The 25,508-nt window shown below is 65.7% G+C and carries 27 protein-coding genes; 11 read left to right on the top strand and 16 right to left on the bottom strand.

The features are described from left to right. Positions 1-236: 236 nt before the first annotated feature. Together ABLE92_RS21905 and ABLE92_RS21900 are read left to right on the top strand one after the other, a co-directional pair. Complete coding sequence (locus tag ABLE92_RS21905; protein WP_348806909.1) at positions 237-809, top strand: ImmA/IrrE family metallo-endopeptidase; 573 nt, start codon at positions 237-239, stop codon at positions 807-809. A gap of 172 nt (positions 810-981) precedes the next feature. Then, entirely contained in the window at positions 982-1,239 is a 258-nt protein-coding gene (locus ABLE92_RS21900) for a hypothetical protein (protein ID WP_348806908.1), read from the top strand. Here the strand turns inward: ABLE92_RS21900 and ABLE92_RS21895 are convergent. Further along, positions 1,236-2,048, bottom strand: a complete 813-nt coding sequence (locus ABLE92_RS21895) for a hypothetical protein (RefSeq protein WP_348806907.1) — start codon at positions 2,046-2,048, stop codon at positions 1,236-1,238. The genes ABLE92_RS21900 and ABLE92_RS21895 overlap by 4 nt on opposite strands. Positions 2,049-2,481: 433 nt before the next feature. Here ABLE92_RS21895 and ABLE92_RS21890 point away from each other — a divergent pair, with 433 nt between their 5' ends. Genes ABLE92_RS21890 through ABLE92_RS21880 form a run of 3 tightly spaced genes read left to right on the top strand, consistent with a single transcriptional unit; the run spans position 2,482 to position 4,298 of the window. Beyond that, on the top strand, positions 2,482-2,634 hold the full coding sequence (locus ABLE92_RS21890; RefSeq protein ID WP_348806906.1) for a hypothetical protein: 153 nt from the start codon (positions 2,482-2,484) through the stop codon (positions 2,632-2,634). Between the two features lie 38 nt (positions 2,635-2,672). Further along, positions 2,673-3,110, top strand: coding sequence for a hypothetical protein (locus ABLE92_RS21885; RefSeq protein ID WP_348806905.1), 438 nt, complete (start codon positions 2,673-2,675; stop codon positions 3,108-3,110). A gap of 45 nt (positions 3,111-3,155) precedes the next feature. Then, positions 3,156-4,298 carry a DUF3560 domain-containing protein gene (locus ABLE92_RS21880; protein ID WP_348806904.1) on the top strand — a complete coding sequence of 381 codons (1,143 nt, stop codon included), beginning with the start codon at positions 3,156-3,158 and terminating at the stop codon, positions 4,296-4,298. Positions 4,299-4,483: 185 nt separating this feature from the next. Here the strand turns inward: ABLE92_RS21880 and ABLE92_RS21875 are convergent, their stop codons facing one another. Together ABLE92_RS21875 and ABLE92_RS21870 are read right to left on the bottom strand one after the other, a co-directional pair. Further along, the gene (locus ABLE92_RS21875) at positions 4,484-4,840 is read right to left on the bottom strand and encodes a PIN domain-containing protein (RefSeq protein WP_348806903.1); all 357 of its coding nucleotides are present in this window, start codon (positions 4,838-4,840) and stop codon (positions 4,484-4,486) included. Between the two features lie 20 nt (positions 4,841-4,860). After that, positions 4,861-5,115, bottom strand: a complete 255-nt coding sequence (locus ABLE92_RS21870) for a type II toxin-antitoxin system Phd/YefM family antitoxin (protein WP_348806902.1) — start codon at positions 5,113-5,115, stop codon at positions 4,861-4,863. A gap of 192 nt (positions 5,116-5,307) precedes the next feature. Here ABLE92_RS21870 and ABLE92_RS21865 point away from each other — a divergent pair, with 192 nt between their 5' ends. Next, entirely contained in the window at positions 5,308-5,517 is a 210-nt protein-coding gene (locus ABLE92_RS21865; RefSeq protein ID WP_348806901.1) for a hypothetical protein, read from the top strand. A 188-nt stretch (positions 5,518-5,705) separates the two neighbouring features. On the opposite strand, the gene ABLE92_RS21860 is transcribed toward ABLE92_RS21865, so the two are convergent. Then, on the bottom strand, positions 5,706-6,134 hold the full coding sequence (locus ABLE92_RS21860; protein ID WP_348806912.1) for a type II toxin-antitoxin system Rv0910 family toxin: 429 nt from the start codon (positions 6,132-6,134) through the stop codon (positions 5,706-5,708). A gap of 284 nt (positions 6,135-6,418) precedes the next feature. Between ABLE92_RS21860 and ABLE92_RS21855 the strand changes: the two genes are divergently transcribed. Continuing rightward, a complete protein-coding gene (locus ABLE92_RS21855) occupies positions 6,419-8,452 on the top strand; it encodes an erythromycin esterase family protein (protein WP_348806900.1) in 2,034 nt (677 codons plus the stop codon). A gap of 95 nt (positions 8,453-8,547) precedes the next feature. Next, the gene (locus ABLE92_RS21850) at positions 8,548-10,197 is read left to right on the top strand and encodes an alkaline phosphatase D family protein (protein ID WP_348806899.1); all 1,650 of its coding nucleotides are present in this window, start codon (positions 8,548-8,550) and stop codon (positions 10,195-10,197) included. A 62-nt stretch (positions 10,198-10,259) separates the two neighbouring features. On the opposite strand, the gene ABLE92_RS21845 is transcribed toward ABLE92_RS21850, so the two are convergent. The 3 genes from ABLE92_RS21845 to ABLE92_RS21835 form a co-directional block, all read right to left on the bottom strand. After that, positions 10,260-11,105, bottom strand: a complete 846-nt coding sequence (locus ABLE92_RS21845; protein WP_348806898.1) for an oxygenase MpaB family protein — start codon at positions 11,103-11,105, stop codon at positions 10,260-10,262. Between the two features lie 193 nt (positions 11,106-11,298). Continuing rightward, positions 11,299-11,850 carry a carotenoid oxygenase family protein gene (locus ABLE92_RS21840; RefSeq protein WP_348806897.1) on the bottom strand — a complete coding sequence of 184 codons (552 nt, stop codon included), beginning with the start codon at positions 11,848-11,850 and terminating at the stop codon, positions 11,299-11,301. A gap of 20 nt (positions 11,851-11,870) precedes the next feature. After that, the gene (locus ABLE92_RS21835) at positions 11,871-12,719 is read right to left on the bottom strand and encodes a carotenoid oxygenase family protein (protein ID WP_348806896.1); all 849 of its coding nucleotides are present in this window, start codon (positions 12,717-12,719) and stop codon (positions 11,871-11,873) included. Between the two features lie 287 nt (positions 12,720-13,006). Here ABLE92_RS21835 and ABLE92_RS21830 point away from each other — a divergent pair, with 287 nt between their 5' ends. Beyond that, positions 13,007-13,603: a hypothetical protein gene (locus tag ABLE92_RS21830; protein WP_348806895.1), complete on the top strand. Its 597-nt coding sequence runs from the start codon at positions 13,007-13,009 to the stop codon at positions 13,601-13,603. A gap of 24 nt (positions 13,604-13,627) precedes the next feature. On the opposite strand, the gene ABLE92_RS21825 is transcribed toward ABLE92_RS21830, so the two are convergent. The 3 genes from ABLE92_RS21825 to ABLE92_RS21815 form a co-directional block, all read right to left on the bottom strand. After that, positions 13,628-14,449 carry a mycofactocin-coupled SDR family oxidoreductase gene (locus ABLE92_RS21825; RefSeq protein WP_348806894.1) on the bottom strand — a complete coding sequence of 274 codons (822 nt, stop codon included), beginning with the start codon at positions 14,447-14,449 and terminating at the stop codon, positions 13,628-13,630. A 3-nt stretch (positions 14,450-14,452) separates the two neighbouring features. Next, the gene (locus ABLE92_RS21820) at positions 14,453-15,070 is read right to left on the bottom strand and encodes a TetR family transcriptional regulator (protein ID WP_348806893.1); all 618 of its coding nucleotides are present in this window, start codon (positions 15,068-15,070) and stop codon (positions 14,453-14,455) included. A gap of 61 nt (positions 15,071-15,131) precedes the next feature. Beyond that, positions 15,132-15,293 carry a hypothetical protein gene (locus tag ABLE92_RS21815; RefSeq protein WP_348806892.1) on the bottom strand — a complete coding sequence of 54 codons (162 nt, stop codon included), beginning with the start codon at positions 15,291-15,293 and terminating at the stop codon, positions 15,132-15,134. Between the two features lie 154 nt (positions 15,294-15,447). Between ABLE92_RS21815 and ABLE92_RS21810 the strand changes: the two genes are divergently transcribed. Continuing rightward, positions 15,448-15,894: a nitroreductase family deazaflavin-dependent oxidoreductase gene (locus ABLE92_RS21810; RefSeq protein ID WP_348806891.1), complete on the top strand. Its 447-nt coding sequence runs from the start codon at positions 15,448-15,450 to the stop codon at positions 15,892-15,894. Positions 15,895-15,901: 7 nt separating this feature from the next. Here ABLE92_RS21810 and ABLE92_RS21805 read toward each other — a convergent pair whose 3' ends face one another. The 6 genes from ABLE92_RS21805 to ABLE92_RS21780 all read right to left on the bottom strand — a co-directional run bounded on the left by ABLE92_RS21805 (position 15,902) and on the right by ABLE92_RS21780 (position 23,248). Then, a complete protein-coding gene (locus ABLE92_RS21805) occupies positions 15,902-16,468 on the bottom strand; it encodes a dihydrofolate reductase family protein (protein ID WP_348806890.1) in 567 nt (188 codons plus the stop codon). Positions 16,469-16,537: 69 nt separating this feature from the next. Continuing rightward, positions 16,538-17,902 carry a wax ester/triacylglycerol synthase domain-containing protein gene (locus tag ABLE92_RS21800; RefSeq protein WP_348806889.1) on the bottom strand — a complete coding sequence of 455 codons (1,365 nt, stop codon included), beginning with the start codon at positions 17,900-17,902 and terminating at the stop codon, positions 16,538-16,540. Between the two features lie 371 nt (positions 17,903-18,273). Next, positions 18,274-18,435, bottom strand: a complete 162-nt coding sequence (locus ABLE92_RS21795; protein WP_348806888.1) for a hypothetical protein — start codon at positions 18,433-18,435, stop codon at positions 18,274-18,276. A 357-nt stretch (positions 18,436-18,792) separates the two neighbouring features. After that, on the bottom strand, positions 18,793-19,695 hold the full coding sequence (locus tag ABLE92_RS21790; protein WP_348806887.1) for a DUF4132 domain-containing protein: 903 nt from the start codon (positions 19,693-19,695) through the stop codon (positions 18,793-18,795). Next, positions 19,679-22,372, bottom strand: coding sequence for a hypothetical protein (locus tag ABLE92_RS21785; RefSeq protein ID WP_348806886.1), 2,694 nt, complete (start codon positions 22,370-22,372; stop codon positions 19,679-19,681). Before ABLE92_RS21785 ends, ABLE92_RS21790 begins: the two co-directional genes overlap by 17 nt. Before the next feature lie 132 nt (positions 22,373-22,504). Next, the gene (locus tag ABLE92_RS21780) at positions 22,505-23,248 is read right to left on the bottom strand and encodes a hypothetical protein (RefSeq protein WP_348806885.1); all 744 of its coding nucleotides are present in this window, start codon (positions 23,246-23,248) and stop codon (positions 22,505-22,507) included. Between the two features lie 368 nt (positions 23,249-23,616). Here ABLE92_RS21780 and ABLE92_RS21775 point away from each other — a divergent pair, with 368 nt between their 5' ends. Next, a complete protein-coding gene (locus ABLE92_RS21775; protein WP_348806884.1) occupies positions 23,617-25,464 on the top strand; it encodes a peroxidase family protein in 1,848 nt (615 codons plus the stop codon). Positions 25,465-25,508 lie beyond the last annotated feature (44 nt).

The following is a 25,508-nucleotide window of genomic DNA, read 5'->3' as shown; positions in this document are numbered from 1 at the left end:
CTCCCCGCCATGCTCGGCCAACATCCGCAACGCACGCGCCTTGACCTCCGGATCAATCTTCTTGGGCATACCGCTCATCCTTCCTGACTCAAAAGGAAGCGGCACGAAACCCGGGGGGATTCAAGGGAGAAAAGGCGATCCGGATCCGCGGTTTCAGTTCCCGCAAGATCACTGACACCGACCCCGAGACCGGCGACGACACCGAACGCAAGGTCGCCACCTACCCAATCCTGTCCGTGTTCGACATCGCCCAGACCGACCCCATCACCGAGGTCGCCGACTGGATGCGCAAAAAGAACCCCAAGGCCCGGGTCTGGGTCGACCTCGCCAGCCCCGCCCACACCCTCATCGGTGACGACCCCGCCGACATCTACAGCCGCACCGTCGACTACATCACCGCCCAGGGCTGGACCGTCAGCCGCGAACAGATCCCCGAGACCGGCACGAACGGCTACACCACCACCGACGGAACCCGCCGCATCGTCATCGCCGCCGACCTCACCGCCGCCCAGGCCGCCAAGACCGCGCTACACGAGACCGCCCACGCCCTCATGCACGCCGACATCGACACCGCCGACTACATCGCCCACCGCGGCCGCTGCGAAGTCGAAGCCGAATCCGTCGCCTACGTCGCCGCCGGAATGCTCGGAGTCGACACCAGCGATTACAGCATCGGCTACATCGCCGGATGGTCCGAAGGCAACACCGACATCATCGTCGACACCGCCGCCCGCGTCCTGGCCACCGCCCGCCAGATCGCCGCAGCACTCGACCCCGACACCCTCACCGACACCGAAGACGCCGCCTAAACCCAGCGTCGGGGCCGCCCGCTCGGCGGCCCCGGCCGGGAGGCACGACGGAGCGGCCTGGCGGCCGCACAGCATCACCACCGGGAGTCAAAGACCTACTCAGGGGGGTGGTCACCACAGCAGCGCGCACGTCGACCCAACACCGGGCGGACCACACAACGAAGGAGTCACCATGGCCTGGACCATCACCAACATCGACGTCACCCCGGCCGCCCGCGAGATCATCCGAGCCACCAACGTCCTCGACAGCGTCAGCGCCGACAACCTGCCGGCACTCATCGACATCGCCAACATGCTCGACCTCAAAATGAGCGACTGGGCACTCGGACTCGCCGAACTCCTCACCCACCGCCACGCCATCATCGTCGCCGACGACGACAACCGCGAATGCCTCATCCTCACCACCGCACCCATCTACGGCACGGCCTAGCCCGGGACGACGACCCCGGGCGCTTCGCGCCCGGGGTCGTCGTCCCCCTCTTCCTGCCTGTTCTCCGCCGCGATGTCCTCCCAATGCGCGAGGTGCTCACGCTCCAGGTCAGCAAACGCTGAGTTCCACACCCGCTTCCCATCCTCCGTCAGAACAAACGTGAACAGCTGCTCCTTAGCGACTGGCTCCCGCGGGACAATCACCTTCTCGAATATGCCCATATCCGCCAGTCTCTCGGCCAATTTGAGCCGATAGTCACCCGATGAAATAGACAATTCCCCGTCTCTTGAGACTTCTTGCAGTAACAGCCGTGGAAAATGCGCCTTAATCTCCGCCGTAGCGCGGTCGCTATTCAACGAAGACCGCTCACTTTTCAAGCTTGCGCGAACGGCCGCGAAGAGTCCGATCGACGAGACTAGAATCGTGGTCAGTCCAATGATCGCGGTGCCCCACGAATCAACCTGCTCCATCAGGCCGGTGGCGTACGCCGCAAGGGCTCCTACGCCGCCGATCACCGTGACAACAGTTTCGCTGCGTAGCTGCGCTAACCGTTCCCTTATACCCGCCCAGAGTCCTCGCTGATCGGCCGCCAGCCGACGGTCGAAGTCGACAAGCTCGCGAGCGATCGCGCCTTCCACGACGTTCTCTAAATCCAATCCAGCTGGCATGTTCTTGTGAATTTCTACGAGATTCTTTAGGCGCTCATGCGGTGTCTTTTTGGCATTTCGGGTCGCAACAATGGCGGTAATTGCGGCGATAACTAGAGGCGTCACAATGAAGCGAAGCCAATCTCCCCAGGTGAGCGGCATGTGGAGAGTATGACGAACACAGACCGCAACTACTAGTGCTGCCGCGACACCAAGCCCTCCCGGACCCGCGTCGCTCCCGCACAATCACCTCCCTGCCACGTGCGTCCGGTGTGGTCGCGTCGAGCCTGACTGCTGGCAGTACGACTGTGCGGCACCTCTTCGCTCTCGGCTGCGCCACCCTGACAGGACCGGGACTGCGTCCCGGAACCAGGAGTGTGCGGCTTCGCCGCACGGGCAGGGGTTTGTTGCCCCCTTCCATTCTCGTACCTCTGGTCGGCCCGGCGACAAGGGCCGCGAAAAACTAATCCGCCCTACGGGTTACAGGGCTGCGCCCCGGATGACTTTTTCGCTGTGAACACCCTTGCACCGACCTCCCGCCGGCGACGAGATGGCAGGTGTCAAACAAACCACCCGGCCGCAGGAGGAACCCACGATGGCACGCCCGACCCGCAACGGCACCCAGCGCGACGTCTTCACCAACACCAGCCGCACCCACCAGAACCGCCACACCATCCGCGCCGCCAAGCGCCAAGCCAACCGCCAGGACCGCGCCGCCGCCCGCCGCGACCTCCACACTCACCACTGACCAACCCCGCACACCCAAACGCGAAGGAGCACAACACCATGACCACCAGCCGCGCCGCACTGACCACCATCCCCACGACCCTCAGCGACGGCGCCCTCGCCCACATCATCGGCCGCGTCGACGCCTTCCCCGGACACCCCGGCCCCGGCACGCCGGTCGAACCACTCACCACCGGCACCAGTGAGCCGGTCACTGACCTCGACGCGCCGCTGTTCGCGCTCGTGTCGGTGACCTGGGCAACCGAGGTGACCACCGTCAACGCCCACACCGGCACGTCTCACACCAAGTACGTGCCCGGTCTGCTCGGCAGCCCGTCCGGCACCAGCTGGTACCTCGCCCCGGTCACCCCCGGTGAGCACGGTTTCACCCTCACCGGCCGCCACGCCGCCGGACACCGCACCGCCACCCTGCCCGACCTGGACGGCATCGACGCCCCCCGCCAGGTGAAAGTCCACGACTTCGCCCTGCACCGCTGACCACGCCCACCACACCCAACCACCGAGGAAAGGACTCCTAACCCCATGACCGAGATCACGATCACCCACACCGCCGCCGACGGCACCCTCGCCGACGGCATGGTTCGAGGCGATGGCACCTATGAAATCTTGAAAGCCAACGGGTTTCACTGGTTCCGCTCGCTCGGGCTGATGGGGATCCAGTCCAGCCGTGACCGCCAGCCCAACGAGTACAAGATCAACCGCGCCGCCCGCGCCCTCGACGAGGCCGGCCATACCGTCACCGTCGAGATTGACCGCACCCACCGCGACCCCGCCCAGGTCGAAGCCGACCGCGCCGCCCGTCAAGCCGACCGGGTCGCCGCACTCGAGAACAAGGCCGACCGCCGCGCCGCCGACGCCGAGGCTGCATGGACCGCCGAACAGCGCGCCACGGCCGCGCTGCCCCCGGGAGGCGAGCCGGTCAAGGTCGGCCATCACAGCGAGGGCCGGCACCGCCGCGCGATCGACTGCGCGCACAACGCGCTCGGTAAAGCCGTGGCCGCCGACCGCGAGGCCGACCATGCTGCCCAGCGCGCCGAAGCCGCCTCCCGCACCACCGAACTGCGCTACAACCCGGTCACCGTGGCGAACCGCATCGACAAGCTCGAAGCCGAGCAGCGCGCCGATCAACGCGCCCTCGATGGACACACCCGAACCCTGTTCACCGACGGCCGAGGCGTCAAACACGTGGAGAAGACCACCGCCGCGACCGGCGAATACCGCGAACGCCTCATCGCCCGCATGGCCGAACGCGCCGCGAACATCACCCACTGGAAAGGCGTTCGCGCCGCCCAGATCGCCGACGGCAAGACCGGCGACTGCAGCCCCGACACCATCACCGCCGGTGACCTCGTCAAGATCCGCCACCACGGATGGACGCCCGTGCTACGCACCAACAAGAAGACCGTCAGCGTTGAGACGCCGGCGCCGTTCGGCGGCCGCCTGATCCGCCACACCGTGCCCTACCCCGAAATCCAAGACCACCGCCCCCGCAGCGAGACCACCGACACCACCGAGGAGGCGGCCACGCCTGACTCGCGGCCGGACCCATCCCGCGCAGGCGGGGCGGGTCCGGTGCTTCGGGCATCGAACCCGAAACACCGCAGGGCGCTCCGCGCCCCCGCATACGAATTGCGTCAGCGGTGCCCTGGCTGGCGGTCTCAGTGAATTCGAGCTGTGGCCGTGTCCTAGATCGCGAGGTGCCAGCCGCCGATGCGCGAGGACGCACTCTTTACTGCAACCTCAGCCCCGGTGGTCAGCACTACGACTGGCAACTGCCCGGTCCAGCGATTACTGGGACCAATGCGCCGAGTTGCCACCCTCCGATACTTACAGACGGGATTGCCCCTCTGTCAGACCTCGATCACGTCGACCAGGTCATCGAGTCCAACGAAGTCCGATGCATTGCGGGTGTAGAGGCGGGCGGCGTGGGCGTGCGCCGTTGCGGCGATCAGCAGATCCATCGACCGCGCACGCGGTTGTCGACCGGCCGCAACAACAGCTGCGGCGACGATTCCGTAACTTGCGGACACAGCGTCGTCAACGGGCAATGCGTCAAACATCCTCTCGACCAACAACAATCGACGCAGTCGCTCGGCGCGGACGGCGCCCGTCTTGGCCACCAGTACGCCAAAGTGCATTTCCGCGAGGGTGATAGAGCTCAGCGCAAGTGATCCCGGGATCGGTTTGACATCAGTCGCAACGATCACACTCGTGTCGAGGATGCCTCTCAACGACGTTCCCACGGATCTGCGATCGTGTGATCAAGCACGTCACGATCATCAGCCCAGGCTGGGTCCGCGGAACCGGCGAATAGCTGCTGCACGTCGGCCCACTCCCGCCAGATGTGTGGGGTCGCCGGAACAAGCCGGGCACTGGGGCGACCAGACACGGTGATGACGATCTCGGCGCCCGCTTCAACCCGACGCACCAATTCCGATGCGTCTTGACGCAGTTCGCGAAGCCCTACGGTGTCACTGCTCATGGCGCCATGGTAGCACCTGTGCTACTCAAGTAACGCGCGGCGGCACGGTGGAGTGTGTCTATCCTCCTGCGCCGTGGGTAAGGCGATGCCGTCAATGACTCGCCTGGTCGGACGTTCACAGCTGTCGACGTCGCCCTGGTCCTAGCCCCTGGCTCTCGCGAAGCCGCACTGCGTGCGGTACGGCCCGGCGGCGTGCTGATCGCTCTCGGCGCCGGCTCCGGCACGCTTGCCGAGCAGGCGGAGAATATCGGAGTACGGCTCGCTGCCACCCATGTCCACACCGAACGGGCGTGGATCGAGGCCATCGCAGGCCTCGCCGCCGACCCGGCCCACCGGGCCGTCGAGGACGGCCACACCACCGGCAAGATCGTGCTCCGCACGTCTGCCCTGACCGGCGAATGAGTTTCTGTTCGATGGCGGGGTCCGCGGGCCCCTGGTAGGCGGAACAGTGAGGTTTCTTGACGACCCGAAGGCCACGGTTTGGGAGGTCGATCGTTGTCATTGCGTTCGAAGTGGCGGACATCCCCTGAGGTGGCGCGGCGGCATGGCCATCGCCCACGAAGCCTGTTGGGCCCAGATCAGCGTCACCCTCATCGGAGCGCGGCGAGGTTCTCGATCGACGTGTGGACGTCGGAGTGCAACACGCGGGCCACCAAACGCCCGATAGGACCGTTGAGCACGCCGCCCCCGATGTCTGCACTCAAGTCGAAGTGGCTTCCGTCGTTGATCGGGGTCACCGTCATCGACAGAGCAACGCGGACCGCACCGCGGCCGTGACCGGACAGGGCGATCACCGAGGGTTCGTCGTACTCGGTGACGGTCCAGTGGATGACATTCCGGAATCCCTTGACCTTGATCAGCGATGCCACTGTCGTCCCCTCGCGGATGGACTCGGGAACCTCGCCCTTCCACCCTCCGAAGATCGTCATCCACTCGGAAAACCTCTCCAGATCCGATGCCAACCGCCACGCACCTTCCGGCTCGAGCTGTGAGTCGATCCCGACGTCTATTTCCGGCATCCTCGATGTCGCTTTCTCCCGGATCGCGCACGATGAGGCGCCTGTTCTGGACCTCGCTCCCCTTTCGAACGTAGATGCAGCGGTTCGGTTCCGCATGCCGGCAGGCAGCCATACGACGTGGTCGCGCTGTGGGCGGGTCGCTGCGGCAGAGGTTAGCCGCCAAGGCACGCCGCCGCCGACAACCTGGTGCTCACTGCGTGACGTTCGGCTCTGGTGCCCACGCCGACGACGGCTCACAATGGTGTCGTCCACGGCGAAACCTACGAGCGAGTCGGAGGCCAGGGATGACTGGGGCAAGATCGACGACGCGTCGAGACCGCGACCATTTGTTCCGTGACCGTCGGGAGGCGGGACGCGTTCTCGGCCAACTGCTCTCAGACTATCGAGGCACACCGGACGTCATCGTCCTCGGGCTCGCCCGCGGAGGTGTGCCGGTGGCGTTCGAGGTCGCCACCGCCCTGCACGCGCCGCTCGACGCGTTCATCGTGCGCAAACTGGGCATCCCGTCGCGCCCGGAGTTCGCGATGGGTGCCATCGCGGCCGGGGGCCGGATCGTGCTCAACGACGACGTGGTTCGCGGCCTGCGACTGACGCCCGAGCAGGTGCGCACCGTCGTCGAGAGCGAGACCCGTGAACTGCAGCGACGCGAGGCCGCCTATCGGGGTTCGCGACCACCGGTGGACGTCACCGACAAGACAGTGATTCTGGTCGACGACGGTCTGGCCACCGGATCGAGCATGCAGGCCGCCGTGCTCGCACTGCGTGAATCCGAACCGGCCCGGATCGTCGTTGCGGTACCGGCCGCGCCGGAATCGACCTGCCGGGAGCTGGCCGCCCTCGCCGATGATGTTGTCTGCGCCGCCATGCCGACTCCCTTTCTGGCAGTCGGTGATTCGTATTGGGATTTTCGGCAGACCGATGACGAGGAGGTGCGGACACTGCTGGCGACGCCGACAACCGCGCCGCCGACGACCGTCGAGGAAACCGACGCCGAAGTGATCACCCGGGTCGCTGTCGACTGCGTCGACGGTGTCCCGCCGGCCTCGGTCCTCGACGAACTCGTCGGGGACGCCCGCATCGTGCTCATCGGCGAGTCCTCACACGGCACGCACGAGTTCTATGCCGCCCGCGCCCAGATGACCCGATGGCTCATCGAGAACAAGGGTTTCACCGCGGTCGCGGCCGAGGCGGACTGGCCCGACGCCTACCGCGTCAACCGGTGGGTTCGTGGATTGGGATCGGACGCTTCGGCCGACGAGGCCCTTTCGGGGTTCGAGCGGTTTCCCGCCTGGATGTGGCGCAACGTCGTCGTCCGCGAGTTCGTCGACTGGCTCCACGACCACAACATCCGCAGGTCGGCCCCGGAACGCGTCGGGTTCTACGGGCTCGATCTCTACAGCCTGCACCGCTCCATGCACGAGGTGATCACCTACCTGGACACCGTGGATCCCGCTGCGGCGCAACGCGCCCGAGCGCGCTACGAGTGCTTCGACCACACCGGTCCCGAAGACGGCCAGGCCTACGGATACGCGGCGGCCTTCGGGGCCGGGCCCTCCTGTGAGCGGGAAGTGATCGACCAACTCGTCGACCTGAACGAGAGTGCGTTGGAATACCTCAGCCGAGACGGATTGGCCGCCGCCGACGAACTGTTCTCCGCCCGCCAGAACGCGCAAGCAGTACGGAATTCGGAGTTGTACTACCGCAAGATGTTTCACGGCCGCGTGACCTCATGGAACGTCCGCGACGAGCACATGGCCCAGACCCTGGATGCGCTGCTGAGCCACCTGGACGACAGTCGCGGCGCGATCGGACATCCCGGCAAGGTGGTGGTGTGGGCACACAATTCCCACGTCGGCGACGCCCGAGCCACCGAGGTCGGCGCCGAGGGGCAGCTGACCCTCGGACAGTTGATGCGAGAGCGCCACCCCGACAGTTCCCGCCTCATCGGATTCTCCACCTACAGCGGCTCCGTCACCGCCGCCGACGATTGGGGCGGTATCGCGTATCACAAACGCGTCCGCCCGGCTCTGGCGAGCAGTTTCGAGGAGGTCTGCCACGAGGTGGGCACACCGTCGTTCCTGATCCGCATGGACGACGAGGACGCGGCGCCCGCGCTGGAGGCGGTGCGGTTGGCCCGTGCGATCGGTGTGATCTATCGACCCGAGACCGAACGCCAGAGTCACTACTACCACGTGCGTCCGGCCGATCAATACGACGCGATGATCCACTTCGACCGGACCCACGCACTCGAACCGCTCGAGCCGACCAGCCAGTGGCTCGCAGACCGGCACCCCGAGACCTACCCCACCGGGCTCTGAGTTTCCCGCACTCGGAAGACCCGCGCCCGACCGCGCGTCGGACGAGGAGATTCCCGGTGCCGGAACTTCACAGCAACCGCACCTAGGCTGGTCCCGTGTCACTCGTGCTCGGACCGGTCCTGCGTCACGTCGACGAGACGTCGGCGCTGATCTGGGTGCAGACAGATCGCGCGGCCGAGGTCGAGGTGCTGAGCTGCGCAGCGCGGACATTCGAGGTCCACGGGTCGCATTTCGCTCTTGTCCTCGTCGATGGACTCGAGCCCGACACGGTGAACGCCTACCAGGTGGCGGTGAACGGCCGGCAGGTGTGGCCGGAACCCGACTCCGAGTTCCCGCCCAGCATCATCCGGACGCGCGGTCCCGCGTCGGCCACCAGAAACCGTGTGGTGTTCGGGTCATGCCGGTTTCCTCGGACCGACGACCCGAACCTCGACAAGAAGCTGGGGATCGACGCACTCGACTCCTATGCGACTCGCCTCGCCGGCCTGGCACATGAGCAGTGGCCGGATGCGCTGCTCCTGCTCGGTGATCAGGTCTACGCCGACGAACTGACTCCCCGCGCCCGTCGCAATCTGGCCGGCCGGCGACCCAGCACCGACCTCCCCGACGACGAGGTGGTCAGCTTCGACGAGTACGCCAGTCTCTACCGCCACACGTGGGGCGATCCGGAGATCCGGTGGATTCTCTCGACCGTGCCGACGGCGATGATCTTCGACGACCACGACATCCGAGACGACTGGAACACGTCGGCCGCGTGGCAGGAACAGATCAACCGGCAACCGTGGTGGCGCGAACGGATTCGGGCGGGTCTGGTGTCGTACTGGGTGTTTCAACATATCGGGAACCTCGATCCGGCTGTCCTCGCCACCGACCCCGACTATCAGGACGTCCTCGACATCGACGGGGACTGCTGGTCGCGGTTGGTCGACCTCGCCGACCGCGCCGACACCGAATCCGATGGGCGCAAGGGACTTCGGTTCAGCTTCCGTTGGGACCTGGGTCGTGCCCGACTGATCGTCGTCGATTCCCGCAACGGCCGGATTCTCGCCGAGGGCGACCGAAAGATGTTGAGCGACCAAGAATTCGAGTGGTTCGAGGCCCAGCTGACCGACTCGCCGGAGGCGGTCGATCACCTGATGATCGCAACGTCTCTGCCGTGGCTGCTGCCTCCGGTTCTCGGTGACGTCGAGACGGTGAACGAGATCGCCGCACACCGGTCCGGGTGGCGTGGTCGGTTGGCCGAGCGGATTCGCCAGGGTGCCGACCTCGAACACTGGCCCGCCTTCAGTGCCTCCTTCGAGCGACTCACCAGGGCGATCCGCGGCAGTGCGTCGCTGCCGGACGTCGCACCGTCGACCATCACCGTCCTGTCCGGCGATGTCCACCACAGCTACGCCGCGCGCGTCGACTTCGGCGAACCGGTGAGATCGGCCGTCTACCAACTCGTCTGCTCCCCGGTGCACAACGCGGTACCGCCGTACGTGAAACCGATGTTCATCGCGGGCTGGTCGACTCTCCTGGCACGTGTGACCCGTCGGTGGGCCCGGCACGCCGGCGCTCCCCCGTTGCCGATGTCCTGGGCCAAGGTCAACGGTCCGATCTTCGGAAACACCATCGCGACCGCCGGCTTCCTCGGCCGCTCGGCGCGCGCGGTGTTCGAGCAACCCGGGGACGACGGCACGCTTCGCACGGTCTCCGACGTTCCGCTCACCGCGGACCCCGCGGATGCCGGCGAGGCATCCTGAGGCCACGGGAGCGGAAACCCGCAGGGGTTGCGTCTGCGTGACCGGCGGCGTCACGATCGCGGTCACACCAACGGCGCCTTTCGGCGAATCCGCCAACGCACGTAGTCCATCTGTTTGTGGCCGACATCGCGCGAGAAATGCGGCATGAATCGATTGACGAACCCGACGAACAAGAAGAGGTTGTCGAAGCGGCGTTGGTCTGTCGTGCTCCACTCGATTCCCATGGCCTCCCGAAAATGCGGTGCCAGGTATCCCGCGCACAGGAACTGCATCAGCCCGCTGAGCGGAATTCGCATGTACCAGCGGAGCATTCGCAGGTGGAGAAGGTCGTCGACGTAGGCCCGGACCTCATCATCCAAGGCGACCCTCGCGCACGCCGCATTCCAATAATCGTCGAAGTCCGCACGCGTTGTGGGCCACATGTCCTCGGGCACCTGCAGCGTGGTCCCCAGTGTCGAACCGCTCGCATAGAACGATTCCAACTGCTCGGCAGTCATCCTGCCGTGCAGCAACTGATACGCATCCTCGAACCCGACATAAAGGCATGCCGCGACCCACAGTTGCGCCCTGCGGTCGAAGGCGTTGTATTTCACCTTGGCGCCCGGTTGCGAACGCACCTGACGGTGGGCCGCGTTGACCGCCTCCCGCATCTCGCGTTTTTCCGCCTCGGTGCCCAGGATTGCGACGGCCAGATACGACGCGGTGGTCCGAAGTCGCTTCCAGGGATGCTTCGTCAAGGCACCGGACTCCACCGGACTTTCGATGACGCCGCGACCGATCTCCGGCCACGCCATCTGCATCGCCACGTTCGGTGCTGCCGTCGACAGTGCCCAGAAGTCCAGAGCTGCAGCGAGAGTCGGTGGGTTGTCGGCAGTCGTGTGCCGATGCCGGTGGCGCGGAATTCGCATGCGCGTCTGCTCGACGGTGAGTGGCGTCGCGTGTATCGGGATTCTCTCTGGCAACAGTGACGCGATGTAGTCGGCGTGGGACCACTGCGGTGGGCCCGCGTAATCCGATATGGGTTCGTGTGCGCCCATGAGGGTCATCCTTCCGAAGTGTTCGAGACCAAGGGGCTGGGACTCGGTGGTGGCGAATCGGCTGTCAGACGCGGTCGGTGAAACTGCCGTGGAAACCGGGGAACACATGCCCGTCCAGGCGAGCGACGGCAAGTGGTTCGCGCTCGATATCTGCCGCGTCAAGGATGACCAGCGCGGTGCGGTGCTCGGCGGCGAGGTAGGTGAGTGCAAGTAGCCAGCCGTCGTCCTCGTCGGACTTGGCGGACCGCGGCACAAAGACGGGCTCTCCGGGAAACTCCTGACCGGTGAAGGTGTGCCGGCGTTCTGTGCCAGTGGTGTGGTCGAATTTGACTATCGCCCCGTCGGTTTCCGGGGTGTAGGCGGCAAAGTAGCTGTATCGATGCTGTCGGCCGGTGCGGCGTTCGTCGTGCATCGGGAATTCGACGGACTCGAATTCGCCCACGATCTCACGTTCCACACGGCCGGCTTTGCTGATTCGGATTCGAGCCGGACGTCCGATCGGTGGCAGGCCTTGGCGGAAGTTCTTCAATTCGCTGGTCAGAAACTCCAGCGAATCATGTTGTACCACATCCAGTATCACGTCATTTCCGTCGTCGTAGGCGTTGTCGACGTGCACGTACAGGAAGGGTTCGCATTCTATGACACGGTTGCGGCCCCGTGCCGGGAAACGAGCACAATCCGCATGCCACGTTCGGGACGGTAGTCGGCTGCGTCGCCGTGTGTACCGTGGCCGATCATTGCCAACGCCGCTCGCACCGGGTCGACGGTCAGCGGCGCGAGAGCGAAGACGAGGTAGTTCTCGGTGATCGCGAAATCGTGCTGCACTATGACATCGCGGAGCGGGACACGACCCACACCATGCATCCGGCCGGATCGGTCGACGCGGTAACAGCGGAGGGCTGCCGGAAACCTGGCCCCAATACTCAGGTCGAGGCCAAAGTTGAAGAGCTCTCCGGTGACCGGGTCGATCTTGGGGTGTGGCGAAAAGCGGGACAGCAACGGAAGTTTCCCGTCGTAGTCGCATCGTCCCCGTGTGCTGAGATCGTCGGGGTCGATTTCCCATGGCCGGCCGACGTCGCTGAGTGCAAGAAGGCGGTGCGCGTGCAGGACGGCGTGGGTGTTGGCATTGTCGGATGGACCGCGTCCGACGTTCGCGCGAAAACCCTTTGCTTGACTGTAGAGTCCACGAATTCTTGCACCATCGTTCCGTTCTTCGGCGCGAAACTTCGGGGTTCGCACGTACCGTGAACGAAACCGCACCTCGCCATTGTCGATGACGAACTTGGATAGCAAGCCGTCTCCGTCAAACGGATGCTCGGCGCGGAATCCACCGGCTTCGAACCGTGCCGGGCCGTTGCGATACAAGGTGCCGCGCAGATCGCCGGGTATCTCCCCGGTCAGGGGCAGCGCTACTTCATCTGGGGATTCGATTGCGGGCTCAAATGCGCGGGCGATGGAAGACGATGTATCAACTGTCGAGGTCAAGGCTCCTCCAGGGTTCGACCTGCTGTGATTCTCACGCCCAGTGTCGCAGCCTTGCGCATATTTGGCAACACCCGTTTCCAGAATTGGGTTGGCCGCATGAAGCCGCATTGTGGGTCAACCAGGCGACGGCTCGCCTCGCACGGTCTCCGACGTCGCGCTCACCACGGATGCCCCCGGACGCTCGGTGACCGTCTCGCACGAGTGCTCAACCACCAACCCCCCTGTGCCACGAAATGCGCTGTGGCGTACTCTGTTCGCCCGTGCCTCTCCCCACTGCCGACGCTCCTATGACTGACATCACCCTGCGTGAATGCGTGTGGTGCTCGTCGACCGACGACCTCGCCTACTTCCGCAACGAACCGCGATGCGCGCGTTGCCGGACCGCCGAACAGACCATCGCCGAGGCTCGCGAGTTCGTCGACTTCTATGGTCTGCGGCCGTTGGGTGGATCATTGGAGTCCGACGACGAGGAGGAGCGCGCGCACCGTGTCGCGGCTCGCGAGGCGCGGGCGGAGCTGACCCGTACCCGCACCGAGCCGCCACGGCGTGGAAAGTCCCGATCCGGGCAGCGTGGCGTGGTCGCCGCCGGCTCGGCCGCCCGAACGCAGGCTGCGGGAAGGACGAGCAGCGGCCCGGCGCGGACCGCCGCGTCGGCGACGGCTCGATCCTCGAACGTCTCCGGTCCGGACCGCGCAGAACTCGCGCATCGGGCCGAGAAGTTGCTGGCGCAACTCGCCGAGATCGAGGAACGCCTCGCCGTCGCGCAGAACGATCCGGGTCTCAGCGGCAAGGCCAAGGTGTCGGACCTGAGTGCGAAACGTGAGTCGGTCCTGCGAACCCTCGCGGCGTTGGCGAAGGCCACGCGGTCGCTGGAACCCGCCTGACGTCGCTCGTCGGCGGGTGGCGAGTCAGATCTTGGTCGCCCCGTGATCGATGGGGAGCTGAATCCCGGTGATCGTCCGCGACTCGTCACCGGCCAGGAAGAGCACGGTGTTGGCGATGTCCTCGGGCTCCGAGATCGGCGGATCGAACCAGTACTGACCCATTGCCGCCGCGTAGGAAGGATTGTCCGCGAACACCTTCGCACCTTCGGGGCCTTGGGCACCCATCGGGGTGTTGACGCCCCACGGGTGTATCGAGTTGACGCGGATCCGGTAGGGTGCCAACTCGATCGCGGCCGACTTGACCAGCCCGACGACGCCGTGTTTGGCTGCGCTGTAATGACTTTGGCCGGGCAGTGACTTGATGCCGGCCACGGAACTGGTCGCGATGATCGAGCCGCCGTTGCCGAGGTCGATCATGGTCGGCGCGGCGGCGCGCAGCGTGTTGAACACGCCGGTGAGGTTGATGTCGATCATGTCGCGCCACCGGTCCACCGACATCTCCCAGAATCGTCCCCAGCTGACGACCCCGGCGTTCGCCACCACGATGTCGAGCCGTCCCAGTTGATCGACACCACGCGTCACCAACTCGACCATGGCGTCGAGATCCCGGACGTCGACCTCGGCGTGCACTGCGCTACGTCCGGTCTTCTCCACGAGCGCAACGGTTTCGGCCAGGTCCTCGGGGGTTGCGGCCGGATAGTCGGTGTCGGTGGCGGGTGCGCAGACGTCACAGAGAATGACGTCCGCGCCCTCCTCGGCCAGCGCGACGGCCTCGGCCCGCCCCTGGCCACGCGCTGCTCCGGTGATGAAGGCGACCTCGCCCGCCACTCGTCCTGCGCTTGTCATTGTCTACACCTTTCGTCTGGACCGACGACTGCCGATCGCGGGGTTGATGAGTGGCCCGGCAGCGGACAGCAGGTTCCGCACCGTGTCGTCGATCGCCACCTGTGGATCTCGGGCCCAGCTCTCGACGGCCAGTCGGTTGGCGGTCACGACGCAGGCGGCGGCGAAGTGTGCGCGCAGGTCGGCCGGATCGAGGTCGATCCGACCGGCGAGCACCGGGCGTAGTGCGTCACAACAACGGTCGTGCACGCTGAGCCACGCGGATGCGAGCGCCGGCGACGTCGGGAGTGTCCGTAGGAAGGTGCGGTGGCGCCGGCCGGATGGTTCGTCGAGTGCCGTCTGTAGTGCGCCGACCAGCCCGTCGATGAGGTTCTCCTCGCGCGGGCGCGCCGCGAGGGCGTCCACGTAGGATCGCCAGCCGGCGTCGAGTGCCGGGGCGATCACATCTTCCTTGGTGGGGAAATAGCGATGGAATGTGCGTACCGAAACGTGTGCGGCCGCGGCGATCTCGGGGATGGTGGTCTCCGTGTAGCTGCGCCGGGCAAACAGGTCCAACGCGGCGTCGGAGATATCGACCGACGTCTGCTGCTGGCGTTGTTCACGCAAGGTGGGGACGGTGCCCATGTCCCACACCCTAGCAAAATGTGGCAGAAACTGCCATCAAGGCAGAAGATGCCCCGAATTGTCAGTCGGTGTCTGTGGCCGGACCGTCGTCGGTCGCGCCGCCCTCGCCGGTCCAGTCGCCGGATGTCTCGCCGGAAGCGGGATCTGATTGCACGTCGGAATCCGCGCCTTCCGGCCCGGTGCCTGTGTCCTCGGTGTGTGGGTCGGTCTCTTTGGGGGTCATCCACCATTCATACCGAACGTGGTCGCCATGAACTGCCGAACTCGTCATCTCCGTCGATCTCACCGATGTCTCCGGTACGGCGAAGCACTGAATGTCCGGAGTTCGAGTCCAACGTCTCTACCCTTCCTGTTCGGGTGGGCGCGACAATCGGAGCATGGGTGAGGTCAAGAGATTCCGCATGACGCCGATACGCAGGGTCGGCGAGAAGGTAATGCCCGTGCCGGTGCGGTGGGGATTGGTACCGCACACCTACATGATGACCACCCGCGGACGGAAGACCGGGAAACAGCACAGTCACCCGGTCAGCCTCGTCGAACGAGACGGCTCGCGATGGCTCGTCGCGCCCTACGGCCCCGTCGGATGGGTGCACAATGCGCGCGCGGCCGGAACGGTACGCATCACCCGGCGCGGCGAGAACCAGGAGTGGGCGGTGCGCGAGGTCACCGCACCCGAGGAGGCCGCCCCGATCCTGAAGGAGTATCTCCGGATCACCGGTCCGCCGCGCGATTACTTCGTCGCGAAACCCGATGCGCCGCTGGAGAAATTCGCCGCCGAAGCGGATCGACACCCGGTCTTCGAATTGGTGCCGATAGGCGCGTGAGGGTACGTCAGTCACGCTGTGCCGCGTAGCGCAGCAGGACGGTGCCACCCGGGAAGGTGCGATTCTCCAACAGTCGCAACGACATCCACGATGGCAGCATCGGAAAGAACGGCAGACCGCCGCCGATTGCCGTGGGCGCGATCACGAGTCGATACTCGTCCACCAGTCCGGCCCGGATCACCGGTGCGGCCAGGGTCGCGCCGGCGATCTCCAACTGGCCGTCGGTCTCGGCCTTCAGTCTGGTGACCACCTCGACCGGGTCGCCGCGTTCCAGGCGCGAGTTCCAGTCGACGGACTCCAGGGTGTGGGAGAAGACCACCTTGGGCATGGCGCGCCAGATGCGGGCGAAGTCGACGATGATGGGTGACGCCTCGGGGTCGTCGTCGGCGGTCGGCCAGTAGTCGGCCATGAGGTCGTAGAGTCGCCGTCCGTAGAACGCCAGGCTGGTCTCGCGTTCGAAATCGTTCCAGTACTGATGCAGTTCCTCGTTCGGATCGGACCAGTCGATGTTTCCGTGCGCATCGGCGATGTAGCCGTCGACCGACACGGTGAAGCCGTAGATGAGTGTGCCCATGAAAGTCAGACTGCACCGGAGCGCGATACTCATCGCGGCGCCGCGCTGGTCACACCACGATTGTGGAGCTCAGGGGGTGCACACCTCGTCGAACCCGACGCCGAGACTGTCGACGAGGACATCGAGATCCGGGACGGCGGCGTCGTCGACGTCGATGCCCAGGCAGCACTCCCCCACATACGACAGCAACGTCACGTTGAACGCTGCCCCGATCGTCGGGCCGAAGGCGTACTGCTTGATGATCTTGGCGCCCGCCATGTACAGCGAGACGGGCGAACCGGGTACGTCGGAGGCGAGGAAGTCGACATGTTCGAGCATCGCGCCGACCGCGGAGGACGGCAGCACGTTGAGGGCACCGGCGATGGGCTGGGCCAGCGGGACCGCCGGCTCCAGCCGCCAGTTGGCGACGATCTCGTGGATGCGACCGATCAGCTTGGCGGGTTCGGGAATGTCGGAGGGAATCACGAAGCGCAACAACGTGATCTGGTTGCCGCCGATCGTCTCGTCGTCGTCGGGCCGCAGGTTGACCGGCATGGTGATCCGCAGACGATCGACATCCGAGTCGTGCCGGCGGTGATACTCACGCATGCCGAGCACGATGCCGGCGAGGAAGGCGTCGTTGAGGGTTCCCCCGCCCTTCTCGGCGGCCGCCGCCAATCCGTCGACCGGAACGTTCAGGGTCGCGAGGTGGCGCCGTGTGCTGCGCTCGGTCATCACCGGCGACTGCGTGCGGAGCACCGGTTCGACGACGCGGGCGATCGAGGCGAGGGTCACCCCGACATCGCGGACCGCCCGGATCGGTTGGAAGAGCATGCGGGTGCCCAGACGTGCCGCCCCGACCACGGACGCGCGCACCACCACTGTGGCCGAGGATGCGTACCAGCCGACGGTGTCGAGTATCGACGGGTCGGCGGCACGGGCGACGCTGTCGGGCGCCGGTTCCCGTGGGGTTCCGGACCGTTCGAAGTCCATGATCTCCGCCGCGATGCGGACCGCGCCGACGCCGTCGGTCATCGAGTGGTGAAACTTCATCACCACGGCCGCGGCCCCGTCGCGTTCGAGACCGTCGAGCAGCGTGTACTCCCACATCGGGCGTGCCGGATCAAATGCGGTCATGGCCTTGGTCCGGGCCACCTCGAGAACCCCGCGCAGATCCTTGGGATGCGGGGCGGCGAGACGACGGAGGTGCCAGCGGAGGTCGAAATCCGGGTCTTCGATCCACCGGGGCGGTGCGAGACCCACGTCGGGTACCAGCTTGCGGCGCATCGCCGGTAGTACCTGGGCTGCCCGTTCGGCCGTCGCGACGAGTCGGTCCCAGTCCGGTGAGACATCGAGCAGGAGAACCACGACGACCGTGGAACGCAGGACCGGGTTGTGCTCCATCCGCCAGGAGAACATGTCCGATTGAGTCATCCGGGTGGTGTTACTGCTCACAGCGTCCAGTATCCCCGGTCGACATCACATAGCGGCAGAGTCTTTTGACATGTGCTGGATGGTTCCGGCACCACGTTCACGGTTTCGTCGTGGATGCTGACGCGTGCGCGTCCGGTTCGCACCGCCGCTCCGCACCACCCGGGCCGGGTGTAGCTCACCGCGGTGCGTTACCGCGACCCGCTGACGTTGACCGCCGCGGTGTCCACCCACGAGGCGACCGCTCGGTTCGCTCTACCGGCCGACCGATGGACACGCTCGGCAAGCCGACCGTGGCCGGGTGATCGGGCAGGGTAATCGGGCAGGTGCCCGGCGAGTCGCGCGGCAGCCGTTGATTCGGTTGATCAGTGGGAACTGCTCCCCGCGCGGGTAGATCATGCCTTGTCGCGATCGAGTCGCATTCGAATGTCGTCCCGCATCGTCTTCTTGTCGATCTTGGTGGTGGGCATCTTGTCGACGACGACCAGACGTTCGGGGATCTTGAACCGTGCCACCCCGGCGGCCTGCATCGACCGGCTGACATCGTCGAGTGACACCGAATGTCCCTCGGCCTCCGTCAGATACAGCCACCGTCAGATACCGGCAGAGCCGTTCACCGAGAACCAGATCCGGCGTGGCGATGGCAGCGGCCGTCTCGACGCCGGCAAGTCGGTAGGCGACGTTCTCCATCTCCTCGGCGGAGGCCTTCTCACCACCCCGGTTGACCATGTCCTTGTCGCGACCGGCCGGCGTCGATTCCGAATGCCACCTCGGTGGTCTTCCCGGGGCAGAGTCACTTCGCGAATCTGACCGACCCGAAAGGGGTTGCCGGGGCGATTCGGGAGTTCACCACCGGATAGGCCGTACTCACAGCTCTCGGCCTCGGATGCGGGCTGCCCCCGGTGTACGCGTCGCTACCGGGCACGCTCGCAGACGAGCGTCGCCATCCGGACGCCTTCGCTGTAGACCGCAGCGGGCAGGTGATGGATTCGAACCACCTCGTCATGGCAGAGCCACCTGAGAGTGTCGGTGGTGACGCCGTACTCGTCGTCGAACAGCAGATGTGCCTCGTAGACCGCTCCGTCCGCGACGATCCTGGTCACCACACGACCGTCGTGGACGCGAAAACCGTGGGCGAGAGCGGCGTCCGACACCGCATGCTTGTCGCGGAATTCTCGTCCCTGAAAGTCGAGGTTCACATAGGCCCGGTCGTCGGGGCGGTAACGAAACGTCATCCGGTGAATCTGCTCGACGGGTTGTTCGATACCGGTGTCCTCGGCGAAGCGTCGCAACTGGTCGAGTTCCGCACCCAGTGTTGCCGGATGGGGGAACACGACGTTCTCGCACCGTACGGACACCATGGTGTCCAGTGGTGCGAGCACCTCGATCACTGCGGTCTCGTCGCTATGTGGGTCGGGTACGACGCGGTGGAGAAAACCGGCGGATGGCGGGTCGTCGGCATCGACTGGTGTCGTGACGTCGCGTATCGGTACGACGGCCAGGTTGCGTAACCAGCGTCGCCAGGTCGGGTCCGGCCATAATTCACCGAGAAGTAGTGTGCGCACCGGCATTCCGGTACTCACCCATCGCTGTACCTCGGCGTGGGAGTGCGAGTCGTGTCGCACCAGCAGGTCCCCCAGTTCACGCAGCTGTGTGTACTCGGGTGTGCCGTACACGGCCTCCGGTACCGAGGGAAGTGCGGTGCCGTCCAACCGCCGTGCCACGACCTCACCGTCCTTCAGGGACAGTTCTGTCTCGCCGACGGTCACCCACAGAGAATCCCCGGTGCTCGAGCTGACCTCATCGTTCGAGGACATCCGACCTCCGTTCGGCGATCGCCCGGGCCTGGTGCACGAGCTCTGTCAGGTCCGCGACGATGGGGACGGGGGCACCCGGCAGCACCCGCTCGATCGTGGGACCCAGATGATCGTCACCGGCGGCCAGTAGCTGCTGGGCGTCCTCGTCGGTGAATCCGCGCATCCGATCTGAGGTCACGGAGTCTCGCACGGTCAGCTGATGCCACCACATGGGCCGCAGGTGGCAGAGCCACTCGTGGGCGGGTTGTGCTGCCCGATAGGATAATTCGCCGTCAACCAGTTTGCGGGTGTCCCAGATCAGGTCGCCACCGTCCGCGTCGTAGATGCGCGAACCCGTGAGAACCCACCGGTGGCTCCCGCTCTCGGGAACGCGCATCACCGACGTCGGAGTGATGTGACGCGGTAGGTCGATGGTGATCGACGTGCCGTCACCTTCCACAACCCGCCAGCGTTGTTCGGTCGAGTCGCAGAACACCGCCAGATAATGCCTCTCATTGTGTGTATTGACCGGCGAATGACGGGTCGTGGGAGTCACCGGCCGGGCGGTGCAGTACTCGGGGCGTAACCGTTCGCCGGGCAGTGCCGACGGAAAGAGTCCGATCACGTCCGGGGGCGTCAGGTGTTCGCTTCCGCTGAATGGACGGAACTGATGTCGGTTCACGTCGGACGAATCCGGTACCACCCACGCGTTTCCCTCCTCGTCGACGAGGACGGGAAATGGCTCACGCAGCACCACCAGAGCCGGCATATCCGGCGCGACAACCGATGTCGTCGACCAAACCCGTCGTCCGTCCGGCATCACCCAGGACGCGCCCGTACTCGCGGCGTGACGATTGCCATCAAAAGATTGGCTGTCGTAGGTCACGTGGGCCCGCCGCCCCGACGGACTCCATGTGGCGACATCGCCATCGGTCTGCACCACCTCGCCATCGACAAGAGTGAGGAAGCGTGAGTTCCAGGGCAGGCCAGCACATTCGGCGACAACGTCATCGCCGTCGACGAAGACGAAACGACTGCCGCTGCGGACGCCGACGGCCGGCCAGGCATCTGCCCACGCCGGAATCGCTTCCCGGTCATCGAATCGACTGGATGCGAATGTCCCCGGCCTGGTAGGGGCGGGCGTCGGCTCGACCAGATCTTCGAACATCGTCCACCCGTACTCCGAGGGGAGACCGCATCGAATTGCTTGGCTCAGCAGGGAAACGGGAGCAAGGGCGGCCACCGCCGAGGCGAGCGCCCGGCTCATGAGCGGTGCGGGAATCTGGGCAACCTTGCCGAGGGTCTCGACGATCTGACGAACGGAACCGGTTGTGGTCAAACGGTTCGCGAGTTCGTTGGTGTAGCGACGACAGAGTTCGGCGACACCCGCGGCGGTCAACAGCTCCGGCTCGCGGGTCACCGCCCGCATGAGCGCTCTGCCCGTGCCGTCGATGTTTGCGGTGAAACTATGGGTCGCCGCGTAGAAACGCAGGTCGCGTCCGAAATGTGTGGCCGGTTCGGTGAGCCCGGTGACGCGGCCTTCGAGCTCCAGCCCGGCCGCCAGAAGAGCATCATAGAGTCCCGCCGATATGGCGCAGGTCGATGGGGTGCCCACCACTGTCCGGTGCACCTCGATTCGTCCAGAATCCCGGGCTGCGATGACCTTCTCGACGAGACGCACCAGGCCACCTCCCGTGTCATCGTCGAAGCCGCGGTCGAGAAGTCGGTATGTCTGGGCCGCCAGCCATTCACCCGCGTCGACGCGTCCATCGAGGAGAGCGGCGTCGGCACCGACCGCGATGAGGTAATCGGCCCAGTCGCTCGGACCGATTCGTCGGGGGCGCACCCGGAGTAACGCTTCGGCCCAGAGCTCGTTGCCGTCCACGCCGGCGGTCACCCGGTCCGCGACCCGTGTCCAGAACGGTGACGAGGCGTCGCAGGTTCCCGGGAGGTCGAGAATGCCGAACAGAAACCGATCAAGATGGTCGTCCGGATCGATACCGCATTGTTCGGCCACTTCAGCGATGTCGGCGAGCATCCCCACATGCGGGGCGTAGCCACTACCGACCATTGCCGTCAGTACCGCGCAGAAGGTATCTACGCAGAAGGAATCCGTATCGGCCGGCGCGGGCATGGCGGTCAGGCTGCGTCGTAAGGGTAAGAGGTCCGCGCTGTCCAGCTGGCCGCGCAAGGCAAACTCCTGGTACGCGGCGACAAGCCGCGGGAGATCTGGTTCCACTCCGGCCGAACGCTCACCGACGCGAGCATCGGTGAAATATGACATCTGGCCGCCATCGCCGTGTCCGGCCCACGCAGGGTCCTGTACTCGGGCCCGCTCTTCGGTTGCCAACGCGACCACGGCGGGGGGTGCACCCCGTTCCCACTTGCGCCATTCGAAGGGACTGGCCGAATGCAGCAGGTTGGCACCCGCGAGGATGTCGTCGCGGTCATCGGGGTGGTGGGCCAATGCCCACTCCGGGTATCCGGCAATGCCGCGTGCCTGGTAGCCCACCACCCGGTCACCTGCGACCTCCACCCCGTTGACGAGGTGCTCGTCGTCGGCGGTGCCGATCCGTCGTATCACCCGATCGCCGAGGAGCGCAGACCGAAGCTCCACCACTCGTGCCGGTGAGGCGCCGTGCACTGGCTCGTTCGACACGCCACCGAACTGGATGATCTGCCGTGCTCCCCAAGTCACCGGACCGATGCTAGCCGACCGCGTCGACTGCAATAACGCCGTAGATCCGAGTCACCAAGTGACTCGGATCTACGGCATAGCGTCTCGCGATCAGCTGCCGGTGGACGCGGGCCCGTCCCGCGGACGTGGGTTTCAGGCACGTGACCGAGCGAGTGCACAGAGCATCCGACGGGTCTTGACATCGGTCGGTGAAGGTATCAGACCGCGGTTGTCCAGAGCTGTTCGGATCGCCAATTGGATTGTCGCAGAGCGCATTTCCAACTCACCCGCCGACTCCCCCGGTCGTGGCTGCACCATTGCGGAGATCTCGAGCAGATCCACCTCGGGCACGGCCCAACGCTCTACCTCGATCCCGACCCCGTCCAGCGATATCCCCGACCATCGCGATGAGTCGATCGGCCCCAGCCGCATCAGGTGGTCGATGGGTACGCCTGCGGGTGTGCAGGTCACGAGAAACTGACGCTGCGCAGAATCGAGGAGATGTGCCGGATCGATCCCGTCGGCAACGGCGGTTCCCACCGAACCGGGGTTCCGTCGACTCACCACCGACGCCGCCATCGCGCGATGTGAGCCGCACCAGTCGCCGGTGAGGCGGTACATCAGATTGTCGTCGGCGAACGGGGCGACCCACTTGCCGACCAGTCGGTCCGGCGGACACGGGCGTAGCCGGACCGTGATGTCATCCTGGTCACCGCTGCGCATCTTGATGATGAGATTGCTCGACAGCAGCGGAAGAGGAGTGTGCTCGACCGTCGACCGCGCTTCGGCAAACCAGATGTCGCGACGTTCCGTGGGCCGCTGCGGACACCCCAGGACCCGCAACGCCTCGCCGACCCCGGTGTCGATGTTCGTCTTGATCTCGATCGGTGCGATCACAGGCCACCCTCCATGTACATGACGCTCACTGCGCACCGAGGTCTTCAGCCGCGCCGGTTATGTCCCATCGTTGCCATCGACACGCCCGAGGGCACGAGTACGGCGCTACCTCAATCGGGGTCGTCGCGGCCGAAATCGGACGTCAGAACCGGACAAACCACACGAACGGGCACCTCCGACGTACCTCTCAGGTGGATGCAGCGTCGGAACCGAGAGGTGCGAGCCGCAATCCGAGGGGTGATGTGCCGGGGATCGAGTAGTCGATTACTCGTGTACCCGTTCACCGATGGCTTCATGCTGGTCGGGCACCGACGCGTACGAAGATGAACCCGACGACCGGCGGAGCTTTCCCGCCACGGAGACTGCTGATGCCCGGAATCCCTGGTGTGACCGCCTCGACCACCGCGCTGCAGGGCGCACCGCCGCAGGCGTCACCCGACGGACGACCCGCCATCACCCGGCGTCTGGCCGGCGTGGCCGAGTACGTCGACCGTCACATCGGATGGGAGCGGGTGGGCAGGTGGCCGGGGCTGGCCGTTCTGCTCGGATTGCGCAGTCAGTTGCGGGCCAAGAACCTCGTCGACACCGGCCCCCACCCGGGCCCGGCGCTACCGCCGGCAACCGAGGCCGATCGTGCCGGACGGACGGTCCTGGGAACCTACAACGCCACCACCGACCCGGCCATGGGCTCGGTGGGCAGCCGATTCGGCCGCAACATGCCCGGCTACGTCCAACCGGGCTCCGACGCGGATGTGCTGCAGCCCAATCCGCGCCTGGTCAGCATGCGTCTACTCGACCGAGGTGACGACTTCACCCCGGCGACGACGCTGAACCTTCTCGCTGCGGCGTGGATTCAGTTCGAGGTCCACGACTGGTTCAACCACCGGACGATTCCGGCCGCGGAGGCCACCGAATGCTGGGAGATCGAGCGGCCCCCGGGCGATCCGGTGGGTGATGAGCCGATCAGCATTCCGCGCACCCCGGTGCTCCCGCCGGCCGGCCCGGGTTTCGGCCCCGCATACGAATCCATCACCACCTTCTGGTGGGACGGTTCCCAGATCTACGGTGACAATCCGGCCTACTCGAACGCGATCCGTTTGCCCGACGGCCGGATCGACCTCGACGAGACCGGTCTCCCGCCCGCCGCCACCGACGCGCTTCTGGATCCCAACGGTTCGGCCCCCAACTTCTGGGTGGGTCTGGCTCTCATCCACTCGCTGTTCCTGCGCGAACACAACGCCATCTGCACCCGTCTGGCGGCGGCGTACCCGCAGATGGACCCCGAGCGGCGATACACCGTGGCCCGGTTGATCAACTGCGCACTGATGGCCAAGATCCACACGGTGGACTGGACGCCGGCGATCATCGCCCACCCCACGACCGTGGCGGCGTTGCGCGGCAACTGGTTCGGCGTCCTCGGCGAAGGTGTTGCACGGCGCTACGGGCACGTCTTCGGCAACGAGGTGCTCAGCGGCATCCCCGGATCCCGCACGGACTTCAATGACGTCGCCTTCTCCCTCACCGAAGAGTTCGTGGCGATCTATCGCATGCATCCGCTGATGCCCGACGAGGTGACCATCCGCGCACTCGCCGACGACGAGGTGATCGTCACCCGCACGCTCTCCGATCTCGTCATGCCCGATGTCCGCACCCGGCTCGCCGACGCCCCGATGGCCGATCTCCTCTACACGTTCGGCACCGCCAATCCCGGCGCGCTCGATCTGCACAACTATCCCGTCACGCTCCAGAACCTCAGGCGTCCGGTCGGTCCGCCGATCGACCTGGCCACCATCGATCTGGTGCGTGTCCGTGAGCGCGGGGTGCCGCGCTACAACGAATTCCGTCGGCAGTTGCGTCTCAAGCCCAAGAAAGACTTCATGGATCTCACCGGTGATCGTCGGATCGCCGACGAGTTGGAGTCGGTGTACGGCGACATCGAACGGCTCGATCTGATGATCGGGCTCTACGCGGAACCGAGACCCGCAGGATTCGGCTTCAGCGACACGGCCTTCCGTATCTTCATCCTGATGGCGTCGCGACGGCTGACCTGCGACCGCTTCCTCACCGAGGACTTCACCTCCGAGGTCTACACAGAGGTCGGGATGGCGTGGATCCGGGACAACTCCATGCGGTCGGTGTTGTTGCGCCACTTCCCCACTCTCGCGCCGGCCCTGCGGGATGTCCCGAATCCGTTCGCGCCCTGGAATGTTCCGTAACCACAACCCGAGGACCGGCCATCATGACCGACATCGCCCCATCC

Origin of the sequence: Gordonia oleivorans (assembly GCF_040044975.1) — a bacterium.
GTDB classification, from domain to species: domain Bacteria; phylum Actinomycetota; class Actinomycetes; order Mycobacteriales; family Mycobacteriaceae; genus Gordonia; species Gordonia oleivorans.
The sequence above is the reverse complement of the archived record's forward strand: the minus strand, read 5'-3'. Positions and strand labels throughout refer to the sequence as shown.